General features: G+C 37.6%; 15 protein-coding genes and 1 tRNA gene. 14 read left to right on the top strand and 2 right to left on the bottom strand.

Features of this window, described 5'->3' with window-relative positions; translation table 11 throughout:
- Nucleotides 1–8: 8 nt before the first annotated feature.
- From JEP40_RS06165 to JEP40_RS06155, 3 genes are read left to right on the top strand one after another with little or no spacing between them, the layout of a single operon-like run.
- Entirely contained in the window at nucleotides 9–617 is a 609-nt protein-coding gene (locus JEP40_RS06165; RefSeq protein ID WP_036934676.1) for a hypothetical protein, read from the top strand.
- On the top strand, nucleotides 617–934 hold the full coding sequence (locus JEP40_RS06160; RefSeq protein WP_036934679.1) for a hypothetical protein: 318 nt from the start codon (nucleotides 617–619) through the stop codon (nucleotides 932–934). Before JEP40_RS06165 ends, JEP40_RS06160 begins: the two co-directional genes overlap by 1 nt.
- A 32-nt stretch (nucleotides 935–966) precedes the next feature.
- On the top strand, nucleotides 967–1,119 hold the full coding sequence (locus JEP40_RS06155; RefSeq protein WP_115065750.1) for a helix-turn-helix transcriptional regulator: 153 nt from the start codon (nucleotides 967–969) through the stop codon (nucleotides 1,117–1,119).
- A 76-nt stretch (nucleotides 1,120–1,195) separates the two neighbouring features.
- On the opposite strand, the gene JEP40_RS06150 is transcribed toward JEP40_RS06155, so the two are convergent.
- Nucleotides 1,196–1,272, bottom strand: a tRNA-Arg gene (locus tag JEP40_RS06150).
- Nucleotides 1,273–1,462: 190 nt separating this feature from the next.
- Between JEP40_RS06150 and folD the strand changes: the two genes are divergently transcribed.
- The 4 genes from folD (at nucleotide 1,463) to JEP40_RS06130 (ending at nucleotide 4,816) form a co-directional block, all read left to right on the top strand.
- On the top strand, nucleotides 1,463–2,335 hold the full coding sequence (gene folD, locus JEP40_RS06145; protein WP_198622882.1) for a bifunctional methylenetetrahydrofolate dehydrogenase/methenyltetrahydrofolate cyclohydrolase FolD: 873 nt from the start codon (nucleotides 1,463–1,465) through the stop codon (nucleotides 2,333–2,335).
- Between the two features lie 3 nt (nucleotides 2,336–2,338).
- Nucleotides 2,339–2,551, top strand: coding sequence for a ribosome-associated protein YbcJ (ybcJ, locus tag JEP40_RS06140; RefSeq protein ID WP_198622881.1), 213 nt, complete (start codon nucleotides 2,339–2,341; stop codon nucleotides 2,549–2,551).
- A 643-nt stretch (nucleotides 2,552–3,194) separates the two neighbouring features.
- Nucleotides 3,195–4,136 carry a 1-phosphofructokinase gene (gene fruK / locus JEP40_RS06135; RefSeq protein ID WP_198622880.1) on the top strand — a complete coding sequence of 314 codons (942 nt, stop codon included), beginning with the start codon at nucleotides 3,195–3,197 and terminating at the stop codon, nucleotides 4,134–4,136.
- Between the two features lie 236 nt (nucleotides 4,137–4,372).
- Nucleotides 4,373–4,816 (top strand): hypothetical protein, encoded by a 444-nt coding sequence (locus tag JEP40_RS06130; RefSeq protein ID WP_198622879.1) that lies wholly within the window; start codon nucleotides 4,373–4,375, stop codon nucleotides 4,814–4,816.
- A 100-nt stretch (nucleotides 4,817–4,916) separates the two neighbouring features.
- On the opposite strand, the gene cysS is transcribed toward JEP40_RS06130, so the two are convergent.
- Nucleotides 4,917–6,308 carry a cysteine--tRNA ligase gene (gene cysS / locus JEP40_RS06125; protein WP_198622878.1) on the bottom strand — a complete coding sequence of 464 codons (1,392 nt, stop codon included), beginning with the start codon at nucleotides 6,306–6,308 and terminating at the stop codon, nucleotides 4,917–4,919.
- Between the two features lie 374 nt (nucleotides 6,309–6,682).
- Here cysS and ppiB point away from each other — a divergent pair, with 374 nt between their 5' ends.
- From ppiB to JEP40_RS06090, 7 genes are all read left to right on the top strand, one after another.
- Nucleotides 6,683–7,177, top strand: coding sequence for a peptidylprolyl isomerase B (gene ppiB, locus JEP40_RS06120; RefSeq protein WP_036934689.1), 495 nt, complete (start codon nucleotides 6,683–6,685; stop codon nucleotides 7,175–7,177).
- 12 nt (nucleotides 7,178–7,189) lie between these two features.
- Nucleotides 7,190–7,912: a UDP-2,3-diacylglucosamine diphosphatase gene (lpxH, locus tag JEP40_RS06115; protein WP_198622877.1), complete on the top strand. Its 723-nt coding sequence runs from the start codon at nucleotides 7,190–7,192 to the stop codon at nucleotides 7,910–7,912.
- Between the two features lie 133 nt (nucleotides 7,913–8,045).
- Nucleotides 8,046–8,567 carry a 5-(carboxyamino)imidazole ribonucleotide mutase gene (gene purE, locus JEP40_RS06110; protein WP_198622876.1) on the top strand — a complete coding sequence of 174 codons (522 nt, stop codon included), beginning with the start codon at nucleotides 8,046–8,048 and terminating at the stop codon, nucleotides 8,565–8,567.
- Entirely contained in the window at nucleotides 8,564–9,631 is a 1,068-nt protein-coding gene (gene purK / locus JEP40_RS06105) for a 5-(carboxyamino)imidazole ribonucleotide synthase (protein ID WP_198622875.1), read from the top strand. Before purE ends, purK begins: the two co-directional genes overlap by 4 nt.
- Nucleotides 9,632–9,754: 123 nt before the next feature.
- Nucleotides 9,755–11,014, top strand: a complete 1,260-nt coding sequence (locus JEP40_RS06100) for a CynX/NimT family MFS transporter (RefSeq protein ID WP_198622874.1) — start codon at nucleotides 9,755–9,757, stop codon at nucleotides 11,012–11,014.
- Nucleotides 11,015–11,081: 67 nt separating this feature from the next.
- Nucleotides 11,082–12,107 carry a mechanosensitive ion channel family protein gene (locus JEP40_RS06095; protein WP_198622873.1) on the top strand — a complete coding sequence of 342 codons (1,026 nt, stop codon included), beginning with the start codon at nucleotides 11,082–11,084 and terminating at the stop codon, nucleotides 12,105–12,107.
- Between the two features lie 176 nt (nucleotides 12,108–12,283).
- Nucleotides 12,284–14,446, top strand: a complete 2,163-nt coding sequence (locus JEP40_RS06090; protein WP_198622872.1) for an ornithine decarboxylase — start codon at nucleotides 12,284–12,286, stop codon at nucleotides 14,444–14,446.
- The last annotated feature ends 12 nt before the right edge of the window (nucleotides 14,447–14,458 follow it).

Raw genomic sequence — 14,458 nt, 5'->3', positions numbered from 1 at the left:
GGTAAAAAATGACAACTAAATTACCTTACATCGAGACAAGCCAATTAAGAGCTGCACTTACATTATTAAAAATGAGTGATGATGTTCGTCTTGTTACTAACTGTGTACATATCAACGCTGAACATATCGAAGTGTCTAATGGGCATGTAGTATTACGCATGAAACACAACTCTGAATTCAGTGATGATATTGTTATTCAATTTGATGAAGCAATTCCTAGCGATGCTGAATATACACATATTAAATCATATGACGATGGTTCTTATGTCGCTATTCATTATAAGCAAGAGAAGGATGAAAATTTCTATCCCTACTATAAAACAAAACTCACTTTAATCAAAGATAAGTACCCGTCATTTAATCGTCTTTTTGAGCAGGAATTTATTAAAGGTGAAGCACCTTTATTGCAGTCCATGTATTTAGCCTTGCCTTATCTACTATTTGGCCGTGTTATTACGGGAATGCTGAAAACAAAAGATAGCAAAAGTGTGCTTTTCGATTTTTCACTTCTGACAAAAAAATCATTTGGTGATCCTAAATTACTTGTATTAGCAGTGGCTGATAATGCTTTTGATATTGCTGATAAAGTTTACAGCTTAATTAAGGATGATGATTAATGACAACTTTAGATTTCAATCTCGTTAGTGTCATCAAAAATGCAGGTAGTGATCCCGGTGATATAACTGATGCAGTCTGGAAAGCCGGTTATCGTAAAACAGATTTTACCACTGAGCAGATCATTGATATTGCAGTAAGCATGACGGGTGATTCTATTTGTTTAAAATTACCCCATGACACCTTACCTAAGACTTTAGATGACATCAGTAAATATCATTTAAACGATATCATTTTTGATGCCCATTGGGATAACCCACCAGCGACTATCGCACAGTGCATTATGGAGAACGGGTATAGGGAAGGAAATAAAAAATGACAACTGTGACTCGATACATTAAGTGGAAGGAAATGATCCAGTTAACTGGCAAAAGCAAACCTACAATTTGGAGAATGTACGCAAAACGAAATGAGTTTCCCAGACCAGAAAGAACAAAAGGTGGTACGTTTTTAGGCTGGCCAGAACATGTCTATGAAGAGTGGGTTAGAAGTGAAAAACTGTAATGCTAACTTGACCCGTTACTTGACCCGCATCTCTTGCGGGTTTCTTTTTAAAATCTTGTAACTCACTGATTTTAAATGGTACGCCCTACAGGATTCGAACCTGTGACCTACGGCTTAGAAGGCCGTTGCTCTATCCAACTGAGCTAAGGGCGCCTAGAAGAGATTAGACGTCAGCAATCACTGCTGATAACGGGTGTGAATTATACGTTCAACATTCTGAGAGTCAACGATTTTTCAACAATATCAAACTATATGGTTAAAATATGGCAAGTATTCGACTGACAGATTGCTCTTGATCTGACAAAATAGAGCAATACCGTAATTGAATAATTTGGATGTATAGATGTCAGCAAGAATTATAGATGGGAAATCGATTGCGCAGACCATCAGAAGCGAAGTTGCCGAAAAAGTAAAACAACGTATTAATGCAGGAAAACGAGCGCCTGGTTTAGCTGTTATTTTAGTGGGTGATAACCCTGCATCACAGATTTATGTCGGAAGTAAACGCCGTGCTTGTGATGAAGTTGGTTTTATTTCTCGCTCTTATGACTTACCAGATACTACCAGTGAAGCTGATTTATTAAACCTTATCGACCAGCTTAATCTAGATAACACCATTGATGGTATTCTCGTCCAACTCCCCTTACCAGCCGGAATTGATAACGTTAAAGTGCTAGAACGTATTCGTCCAGATAAAGATGTAGATGGTTTTCATCCCTACAACGTCGGTCGCTTATGCCAACGTGCGCCCAAATTACGCCCTTGTACGCCTCGCGGTATTGTCACACTGCTAGAACGTTGTGATATCCCAATGAATGCTTTAAATGCGGTTATTATTGGTGCATCAAATATTGTGGGTCGCCCAATGAGCCTAGAGCTCTTACTTGCGGGCTGTACAACAACAGTTACTCATCGCTTTACTAAAGATTTGCGTTTTCATGTTGAACACGCTGATCTTGTCGTTGTAGCAGTAGGTAAACCTAACTTTATTCCCGGTGAATGGATTAAACCTGGTGCAATTGTCATTGATGTCGGTATTAATCGCCTTGAAAGTGGTAAAGTGGTGGGCGATGTTGAATTTGAAGTCGCATCACAACGCGCAGGTTGGATTTCGCCGGTCCCTGGTGGTGTCGGCCCAATGACCGTCGCCACACTTATTCAAAACACTTTACAAGCATGTGAAGAGTACCACGATCCTGAAACAGGAAATAATTAGTTAATGGAAACATTTCAATTAGATGGGCACGACTATGTCGAGCTTTGTGATTTATTAAAACTTCAAGGTTGGACTGAAAGCGGAGCCGCTGCTAAAAGTGTCATTGCTGAAGGCTTAGTTAGCGTTGATGGCGTAGTTGAAACCCGTAAACGTTGTAAAATCGTTGATGGGAAAGTTATCACCTTTGGTGAGTTCTCGGTAAGTGTCAGCAAATAATCAGCAAGTCAGTTAAAATTAAAAAGCGCTACTACGCTAAGTGGTGCTTTTTTTTCTTTTGAACACTTTCCTTCTTTTTTCTTCTTCTTTTCCTTATTTCATCATTTCTTCAAAAAAGAGATAAACATAACTAATTGAATTAAAATAAAAATAAAAAACTTAATTAAATTTAATTAAATCTAAATCATTATTTTTAGGCGTATCTCTTGGTATAATCTCTCCCTAATGTTCAGCATATTATACATTTCATCAAGAAATAGATAAAAAAAGGCTATATAAGTTATTATTTTATATATAAATAACACTTTTTAACCATTAATGTAAAACTTCAGCAACAAACCTTTTTGCTGACACTTTTTACTCATTTATTCATGCTTAAATGCACTAAAATGTGATTTAGATCTAATTTATTTCTACTTTTATTAGGCAAAAGAACATTGTTTGTACTAAATTACACGTTATAATTTGAAACGATTCAGCCTAATGATGCGATCTTAGTTGTTATTTTGTGATATTTAGATCTTTTTTACCTTCCATCTAACAGGAGATTTTATGCTCGGCCTACCCACTCAAGGTATCTCTATCATTGCTAAACAACAGCAAAAAATGATGCCTATTCTTTTATTTAAGGTAAGGAACTAGCATGAAACGCAGAGTTGCGACCATCACACTTAACCCTGCTTATGATCTTGTTGGTTTAAGTAATCCTATTGAGCTTGGTGAAGTTAATCGTGTTAAAACAGCAGGCTTTCATGCTGCTGGTAAAGGTATTAACGTTGCTAAGGTCTTAAAAAGTCTCGGTGTTGATGTCACTGTTGGCGGATTTTTAGGCAAAGAAAATCAAGATGGATTTCAAAAAGAGTTTAGTGATTCCGGTATTGCAAACCGTTTTCAAATGGTTGAAGGCCGTACTCGTATTAATGTGAAGCTTACCGAGCCTAATGGCAAAGTTACTGATTTTAATTTTTCTGGTTTTGAAATTACAAAACAAGATTGGACTCGTTTCGTGAATGATACACTAAGCTGGGCTGGTCAATTTGATATGATCTGTGTCAGTGGTAGTGTACCTTCTAGTGTTGATCTGGATGATTTCACCACATGGATGACACGTTTACGCAGCGAATGTATGTGTTTGATCTTTGACAGTAGCCGAGACGCTTTTGTCGCAGGGTTAAAAGCCTCACCCTGGCTTGTTAAACCTAATCATCATGAATTAGAAATTTGGGCTGGCAGACCTTTACCTGAACTTTCTGATGTTGTACAAGCTGCCCAAGCATTACGTCAACAAGGTATTGCTCACGTTGTGATTTCGTTAGGTGAGCAAGGTGCAATGTGGGTAAATGCATCTGGCGCATGGATGGCAACCCCCCCTAAATGTGATGTTGTCAGCACCGTAGGTGCCGGTGATTCTATGGTTGGCGGCCTAATTTATGGACTAATGATGAGACAAACCAGCGAGCATACATTACGCCTTGCAACAGCTGTTTCAGCTCTTGCTGTGAGTCAGACCAATGTTGGTATCCGTGATCGCGAACAATTAGCCAAAATGATGGCAGAAGTAGAATTAACCCCTCTAAAATTATAAGTAATAATACCAGTGGTATATCGAATGATATTAAGTAGAATTACCACTGTTCCAATTAAATATATTAATGCCATACTTATAAAAACTCTAAAATAGAATCTCTTTAATTGATTAATATTTATTTATTATTAGATCAAACTTTATTTTTTCTATTTATTCGATAAACTTCACTTTAATAAAAGTCAATAAAGATATTCTAAAGCTAATAAAAACTTATTTTGTTTTTAGGAGATATTATGGAAAGGCCTATAGTACTTTTATGGATCCAAGTTATTTCAGTACTATTTTTAGGTGTAAGTTTGTTTATATTGGTTGCTGGAGCGCCCATTTATTTATTAGCAATGGCAATGGGCGGTGGGCAAACGATGCTCGTAGGACTATTTATTATGTTGTGTCTGATTATCACAATGATAATACAAGTTATTGCATGGATAAAGCTCGCAAGAAACAGTAAAAACGCTTACTCATTTTTAAAAATATCATGGGTATGTTTATCTATTTCGCTATTTTTTATACTAAGTGTTTCGATGTCATTAACCAATATGTCTGAATTTGGTTTTATTGCTTTTTCTATTATAGTTATCTTAACTCATAGGCTCTTTTTTTCTGAGAATGTCATAAATTATTTTAAAGATAAACAAAAAGATAATGAAAGAGAAACCAGTATTATTAGTCAATAAATTAAATACTAAATAATAAATAGCAAAAAAAATATCGGATATTGAATATCCGATATTTTTATAACAAGCTCATATTAAGTATAATTATCCGTTAATTATATTAATTATTACGGCGCCAAGTTGTTCCTTGAGGACCATCTTCTAAAACAATCCCCATCGCAGTTAATGCATCACGCGCAACATCGGCTGCAGCCCAATCTTTATTTTTACGTGCATCATTACGTTGTTGAATTAAGGATCCAATTTTTTCAACTTCACCAGCATCGTCTGCTTTAACGCTACTTTGTAAAAAGGTTTCAGGATCTTGCTCTAACAGCCCTAATACTTTAGCTAATTTACGTAACACCGCTGCTAAACTATTAGCTTTATTCATATCCACGGTTTTTAAGCGATTTACTTCTCGCGCTAAATCAAATAATACTGAATACGCTTCTGGTGTATTGAAGTCATCATTCATTGCTTCTATAAACAGTGCTTCAAACGCTTCGCCGCCGGCTGGTTGTGCATTGGCATCAGTACTACGTAATGATGTATAGAGACGCTCTAAAGCGGTACGTGCTTGTTTTAAATTCTCTTCAGTGTAATTAAGCTGACTACGATAATGACCGGATAATAAAAAATAACGCACAGTTTCAGCATCGTAATAAGCTAATACATCACGAATAGTGAAAAAGTTATTAAGTGACTTAGACATTTTTTCTTTGTCTACCATCACCATACCGGAATGCATCCAGTAATTCACATATGGGCCATCATGAGCACAGGTGGATTGAGCAATCTCATTTTCATGGTGTGGGAACATTAAATCTGAGCCACCACCATGAATATCAAAATGGTGTCCTAACTCTTTACCATTCATTGCAGAACATTCAATATGCCAACCAGGACGACCCGCTCCCCATGGAGACTCCCAGCTTGGTTCACCCGGCTTAGACATTTTCCATAAAACGAAGTCCATTGGATTACGTTTCACGTTAGCCACTTCAACACGAGCACCTGCTTGCAGTTGTTCTAAATCTTGACGAGAAAGCAACCCATAATCAGGATCAGTGTCAATCGCAAACATAACGTCACCGTTTTCAGCAACATAAGCATGGTCACGTTTGATTAACGCTTCTGTTAATTCAATAATTTCAGCAATATGATGTGTTGCACGAGGTTCTGAATCAGGACGAGCAATATTTAATGCATCAAAATCCTTATGCATTTCAGCTAACATGCGAGTTGTTAATTGCTCACACGTTTCATTATTCTCGATCGCACGTTTAATGATTTTGTCATCCACATCCGTTACGTTACGCACATAATTAACGTCATAGCCTAAATAACGCAGATAACGGGTTATGGCATCAAAAGCCACAAATGTACGTCCATGACCAATATGGCACAGGTCATAAATAGTGATGCCACACACGTACATACCTATTTTCCCTGCATGGATAGGTTTAAATTCTTCTTTTTGGCGAGTGAGAGTATTAAAAATCTTTAGCATCGGTGGACGTTCCCGTTTTCAACTGTACGTGTTTATTACGTTTTTATATAAAAGAAAATAACAACTACTATAGCATGATATTAATTAGGATATTGGATCTTGAAGACAAAGCAAACTCAAGATCTGCACTATTATATTACTCTGCTTAATCCTTATTTTCACTGTTCAATCGTTGATAGTGAACAATCAAACTTCTATTATTGAGCTAAATTTTGGCGAAAAGTATTTTTTCCCATTTTATACACCTGTTTAATTAGAAAAATAGTGCAAAAAAAAGATGAATACTGACTAAATAAGGCAACTGTGATATAAAAAACAGGACTATTGTTTATGCCCAAATCTGGGTAAAGCTAAAATTATATTAGGATCTGAATATGGTTACTTTTCATACCAATTACGGCGATATCGTGATTAATACATTTGCAGACAAAGCACCTGCAACCGTAGAGAATTTTTTAGACTACTGTAAAGAAGGATTCTACGATAACACTATCTTCCACCGTGTCATCAATGGCTTTATGATCCAAGGTGGCGGTTTTGAACCTGGTATGAATCAAAAAGCAACCAAAGCACCTGTTAGAAACGAAGCAAACAATGGACTTGCAAATAATCGTGGTACATTAGCAATGGCTCGTACTAACGATCCTCATTCCGCGACTGCACAATTCTTTATCAACGTTGCAGATAACGATTTTTTAAACTTCCGTGCTGAAAATGCAAATGGTTGGGGATATTGTGTCTTTGCTGAAGTTGTTGAAGGAATGGACGTTGTCGACAAAATTAAAGCGGTTTCTACAGGTCGTAGCGGTTTCCACCAAGATGTTCCTCGTGAAGATATCATCATTAAAAGTGTAACGGTTAGCGAATAAGCATTACTCTTTATGTGTACGCTTTTTATTGCAGACCTGCATTTAAGTGAACATGAACCGGCAATCACTGCCGGTTTTCTTCGCTTTCTAAAAGAGCAAGCCATTCATGCTAAAGCGCTCTATATCTTAGGTGATTTTTTTGATTTTTGGATAGGTGATGATGATCCTAATCCTTTACATCACCAAATTGCTCAAGCGCTAATGGCACTAAAAAATGCGGGTATTCCCTGTTATTTTATTCATGGAAATCGTGATTTTTTAATTGGCTCTCGTTTTGCAAAAGAGAGCGGTATCACTCTACTTCCTCAAGAAAAAGTGCTCAAAATTTATCAACATCATATCTTGATTTTGCATGGTGATACACTTTGTACTGATGATGAGGCTTATCAGCGTTATCGTAAAAAAGTACATAATAAATTTATCCAACGCCTATTTTTATTACTTCCTCTGTTTGTTCGACTACGTATTGCCGATAAAATGCGCTCCCGTAGCCAGCACGAAAACCAATATAAATCAGATTCAATTATGGATGTTAACCCACAAGCGGTGATTGATACCTTTAAACACTTCAATACACAATGGATGATCCACGGACATACACACCGACCGGCTGTTCATACTGTCCATATTGAAGGTAAAACGCACTATCGTGGTGTATTGGGTGCTTGGCATACCGAAGGTTCTATGTTTAAAGTCACCGCTGAAAAAATAGAACTGATCCATTTTCCCTTTTAAGTTGTTTCGTTTATTTTCTCTATAAAAGGCCTTTTTTTCTTTACGCAAACGTTTTCCTTGGCGTGTTAGCATGATACTATCATTCTCAATTTATTAGGCTATATCCGTTTATACTTACAGGAGCAGTTAAGTAATGTCTTCTCACGTTGGTCTAAATACCGCTTCCCCTCGTATCGCCATTGTAATGGGATCTAAAAGTGACTGGGCAACCATGTCTCATGCCGCTGATGTATTAGATGCGCTACATATTCCTTACCATGTTGAGATTGTCTCTGCGCACCGTACCCCTGATAAGTTATTTAGCTTTGCTGAAAAAGCAAAAAGTAATGGCTTTGATGTCATTATCGCAGGTGCTGGAGGCGCAGCCCATTTACCGGGAATGCTTGCAGCTAAAACGTTAGTACCTGTATTCGGTGTTCCTGTTCAAAGTGCAGCATTAAACGGTGTTGATAGCCTCTATTCAATCGTGCAGATGCCAAAAGGTATCCCAGTAGGAACCTTAGCGATTGGCAAAGCGGGGGCTGCCAATGCAGCTTTATTAGCGGCTCAAATTTTGGCGCTACATTCTCCTGCTATTTTAGACGCACTAACTGCATGGCGCACAGCACAAACCGACGATGTATTAAATAACTCTGATCCAAGAGAGGCACTATGAAACCGGTTTGTGTCCTTGGAAATGGTCAATTAGGCAGAATGCTAAGACAAGCAGGTGAACCTTTAGGTATTGCTGTTTACCCAGTAGGATTAGATGCAGAACCTGAAGCGGTTCCCTATCAAAAAAGTATTATTACTGCAGAAATTGAACGTTGGCCAGAAACGGCATTAACAAAAGAGTTAGAACGCCATACTAACTTTGTTAACCGTGATATTTTTCCTTTGCTTGCAGACAGATTTCCTCAAAAACAACTTCTTGATGAGCTCAGTTTGGCAACCGCACCTTGGCAAGCCTTAACATCCCCTGCACAATGGCCTGATATTTTTGCTCAGTTAGGTAATTTTATTATCGTGAAACGTCGTGTTGGTGGTTATGACGGTCGCGGACAATGGCGAATTCACCCTGGTGAAGAACAACAATTACCCACTGAAATTTATGGTGAATGTATTGTTGAGCAAGGTATCCCCTTTTCTGGTGAAGTGTCATTAGTAGGAGCTAGAGATAGAAAAGGTCATTGTGTATTTTATCCTTTAACACATAACCTTCATCAAGATGGCATTTTACGTATGAGTGTTGCATTACCAACACCCGCCCCAAAATTGCAACAATCAGCAGAGAAAATGCTGACGTCTATCCTTGATAAACTCAATTATGTTGGTGTAATGGCAATGGAGTGTTTTATTGTCGGTGATAAATTACTTATCAACGAATTAGCTCCCCGAGTTCATAACAGTGGCCACTGGACACAAAATGGTGCCTCTATCAGCCAATTTGAGTTACATTTGCGTGCAATCTTAGATTTACCGATGCCAAAACCTGAAGTTTGCCAACCCGCAGTAATGGTTAATTTGATTGGTACTGACATAAATCCCCAATGGCTTTCATTACCTTTAGTGCATTTACATTGGTATGAAAAAGAAGTTCGTCCGGTGCGTAAAGTGGGTCATATCAATCTTGTTCATCGTGATAACCAACTACTAAAAGACACACTTAACTCATTAAGTCTTATGCTTGATGATGCCTATCAAAATCCCATCCAATGGGCTTTAGAAAAATTAAGCTAGCAGTCCGACTCATAAAGTTAGAGAATAATAGCCTTGAAACGAACAGACCTTGATAAAATAGGTCTGTTATTCGCTATTTTCTCCTGATTATTCAGGTTACTGCACCCGTTAGATGGAGTCAGGATGCAAGCCACACAACAGAGTTTTGGGCCCATTTATCAGTGGAGTATGCTGATATTACTGGGTTTAGTCTATTTTTTAGCTACCGCTACCACATTTACATCTTTGGGTGTGGTTCTTCCTAGCATGATAAGTGAGCTAGAGTGGAATTGGACACAAGCGGGCCTTGGTTTTACGTTATTAGGATTAACTTGTGGTCTTGCCAGTTTTTTACCCACCTTACTTATTCGTAAATTAAGTGTTCGCTTTACTCTCCTTATTGGACTGATGATTTTCGTCAGCGGTTTTTATTTTCTTTATGAAACCTACACCATTGCACGATATTTCCTTGGTACTGCACTATTAGGTATTGGTTTTACCTTACTTGCAACAGTACCCGGAACTTACGTTATTTCTCGCTTATTTGAAAAACAATCTTTTGCCTTCGGTGTTTATTTTACTATTGGTGGATTAGGCGGTGTGGCGGGGCCTTGGATCTACTTTTTAGCCACGCACTTATGGCATACATGGCGTATGCATTGGCTTATTTCAGCGATCACACTTACCGTTATTACTCTTTTCACTATTCTTTTTTTACGTGAAGGAAGCAAAGAGCAAGAGCATGCCAAAAAAATTAGCCAACTCCAAAGTACAAAGCGTATCTATCAAACCAAAGAAATTTGGACGGCCCGCCATGCTTTGAGAACATGGCAATTTTATGTTATCGCTGCCACTTATACGGCTTTTTTATGGTGCGGTATTACCGTTAATAGTTTTGCCGTTGCTCATATTATTGAAAATGGCTTTGGCGAGACTATTGCTGCTACCTTATTAAGTAGTATGGCTTTTATCAACGCCTTCTCACGCTTAGCGGGTGGCGCTATTGGTGAATGGTTAGAACCTAAAAAATTACTTATTGCTAGTTTAAGTATTATCATTATTGGGTTGTTAGCACTCAGCATGGCAAACTCTTGGATTTATCTGATCCTGTTTACAGTTTGTGTCGGTATCGGTTATGGCATGACATTTTTAGCATCAAGTATATTGCTGGCTAACTACTTCGGTCGCTCTCCTTACCTTGAGCTATTTTCAGTCATGAATTTAATTTCGACGCTTGCTTGTTTAGCGCCGTTCTTTGCGGGTGCAATAAAAGACATCTCAGGGAGTTTCACTCCTGCATTCTTAATTTTAACCATACCTGTACTATTGATCTTAGCGGTAACATTCTTTATGAAACCACCTACTTACCCTAAATTTCAGCATGCTAGTGAACAGAAAAAATAGCAATTAAATAAACATAATAATAGGTTTCGTATTATACAAACGCATTTTCTAAGGAGATGTTAAGCTGATGAATGATGCATTAATAATAAAATACTCGATAGGTGTAGGCGTTGCTTTAGCCTGTTTTGTTGGTTTTGTCGCCGTCTCTCTTTTTCATGACAAAAAGAAAAAACGTCGTAGAAATATTATTATTCATATTAGCCAAGCCATCCTCCTTTGTAGTTTAGTGATTATCTTAAGCCAATACTGTGAAATGGCTGTTGTTGATTTTAATCTCCATTTTATCTCTTTTAGGATGATTAATTTCTTTACTTACGTCGGCATTGCCTTAGTTTTAATGCGTAAATTTTTCTTACTCATTAATAGATTAGAGCAATCACAGATTAGAAAAGGTAGCGATCCCACTTCAGCCCGTATTATTTCTCGTATATTTAAAATCACCCTTTTTGTCATCATTATCTTATTGTTTGGTGAGCATTTTGGTATGAGCTTATCAGGCTTAATGACTTTTGGCGGATTAGGTGGTATTGCCATTGGTATGGCAAGTAAAGATGTACTCAGTAACCTTTTTTCTGGTGTTATGCTCTATTTTGACCGCCCTTTTAATATAGGTGACTGGGTACGCTCACCTGATCGTAATATTGAAGGTACGGTAGTAGAAATTGGTTGGCGTATTACTAAAATTATTACCTTCGACCATCGACCGCTTTATATTCCTAACTCAATTTTCTCTTCCATTAGCGTAGAAAATCCGGGACGAATGACTAATCGGCGTATTGAAACTGAACTCGGTTTACGTTACGAAGATTCAGATAAAATTGGTGTGATTGTTGAAGATATCCGCACCATGCTAATGCAAAATGACAAAATCGATACACAACAAACCTTGCTAGTCTATTTTAATCAATTCGCAGACTCTTCACTCAATATCATGGTGTATTGTTTTACCAAAACAACCGTCTGGGCACAGTGGCTTGAAGCTCAGCAGGAAGTCTATTTGAAGATGATTGAGATTGTGCATAAACATGGCGCTGACTTTGCATTTCCATCTCAAACAGTTTATATCGAAAAATCGTCTTCGATCCCACAGTAATAGAAATGGATAAGTTTAGCCTCTTATAAACTTATCCATTTACCAATCACTAATAATGGTAAATTATGCATTTATCATGCATAAAATTATCAATTTTATTGCTTTAATTTATTTCAATCACATTCACAACCAAGTATATTGTTTGCCAATTCTCCGATTGATTAAACACGAGTGTAATGAAAAAAATGAAGTTGGCGTGTTGCCCCTCGCTTTCACACTATTTTTCGTGTGAACGCCCTATTATTGATATTGTTGATGCAAATTTAACGCAAGTATCGGCTGTGATACTGTCATTGCCAGATATTGAGTCGGGTGAATTAGCGCGTGTTCAACAAACAGGCTTTGAATTACCTGTCTTTATTGCTGTTGATCTTAACGATACCCTCGGTGCTGACTTACTTAATCAAGTTTCGGGTGTTGTCATTACAGATGAAAGCGCACATCAAAAGAATAGTATTTTGATCAATAAAGCAGCCCATCAATATGAAGAAAACCTAACTACACCGTTTTTTTCACGCTTAGTAAATTATGTTGCCGAAAAAAATGTTGCTTTTGATTGCCCCGGACATCAAGGTGGAGAGTTTTTTCGACGCCATCCTGCGGGCGAGCAGTTTTATCAATATTTTGGTGAGAACCTATTTCGCTCTGATCTCTGTAATGCTGACGTGGAAATGGGTGATTTACTTATTCATGAAGGTGCACCTTACGATGCACAAACCTTTGCGGCACAAGTGTTTAATGCAGATAAAACCTATTTTGTCTTAAATGGAACCTCTTCTTCGAATAAAGTTGCCTTAAATGCATTATTGGCACCAAATGATTTGGTGTTATTTGATAGAAATAATCATAAATCCAATCACCATGGCGCACTTATTCAAGCGGGGGCAACCCCTATTTATTTAGAAACAGCTCGTAACCCTTTTGGTTTTATCGGTGGTATTGATGCGCATTGCTTTGAAGAGAACTATTTACGCCAACAAATTGCAGAAATTACGCCTGAACGCCAATTTGATCAGCGTCCTTTCCGTTTAGCTGTTATTCAACTAGGCACTTATGACGGTACAATTTACAACGCAAGACAAGTCGTTGATAAAATAGGTCATCTTTGCGATTACATTTTATTTGATTCCGCTTGGGTGGGCTATGAACAATTTATTCCAATGATGAAACAGTGTTCGCCTTTGTTGCTAACACTCAATGAAAACGATCCTGGTATTCTCGTTACTCAATCTGTTCATAAACAACTAGCCGGCTTTTCACAAACTTCTCAGATACATAAAAAAGATGCGCATATCAAAGGGCAATCTCGATACGTTAATCATAAGCGCATGAATAATGCCTTTATGATGCATGCATCCACCAGCCCTTTTTATCCTCTTTTTGCAGCTCTAGATGTCAATGCAAAGATGCATTCGGGCAAAAGCGGTGAAGCAATGTGGATGAATTGTGTTAAGCAAGGCATTGAAGCTCGTAAATCATTATTAAAGCAGTGCCAATTTATGAAGCCTTTTATTCCTGAAATTGTGGATGGTATTGCTTGGCAAGATCACGAAACAGATGAAATTGCGTCTGATCAGCGTTTTTTCAACTTTATTCCTAATGATAATTGGCACTCATTTGAAGGTTATGCCACCAATCAATACTTTGTTGATCCCTGTAAACTAATGCTCACAACACCGGGCATTAACCCCCATACAGGAGAATATGAAGCCTTTGGTGTACCTGCTTCTATTTTGGCAAATTATTTACGGGAACATGGCGTTATTCCTGAAAAAAGTGATTTAAACTCTATTCTATTTTTGCTCACCCCCGCAGAGCATAATAATAAATTTGAACGCTTAATTTCATTAATTGTGAAATTTGAAAAACTGCTAATTGACGACATTCCATTAGAACAGGTATTACCTTCTGTTTGTCGTCGTTATCAATCTCGTTATCAGGGTTATACATTGCGTCAACTCTGTCAGGAAATGCATGATATTTGTGTCAAATACAATATCAAGTTACTGCAAAAACAGATGTTTAGAAAAAATCATTTTCCTAAGCGAGCACTAAGTCCACAACAAGCTAATATTGAGTTTGTACGTGGCAATGTAGAGTTTTTACCTTTAAGTGAATTAGATGGCAGAATTGCTGCAGAAGGAGCTTTACCTTATCCGCCAGGTGTTTTATGCACAGTTCCCGGTGAGATTTGGGGAGGTGCAGTGTTACGTTATTTCCAAGCCCTTGAAGTGACCATTAATCAACTTCCGGGTTTTTCAACGGAACTTCAAGGCGTTTATATTTACAATGAAGATGATGGCAGTAAGCGTATTTATGCTTATGTTATAAAAGAATAATTCTTTATTTTT

It is taken from the genome of Proteus vulgaris (assembly GCF_016239305.1).
GTDB lineage: Bacteria > Pseudomonadota > Gammaproteobacteria > Enterobacterales > Enterobacteriaceae > Proteus > Proteus vulgaris_C.
This window is presented reverse-complemented; position numbering and strand designations above follow the sequence as displayed.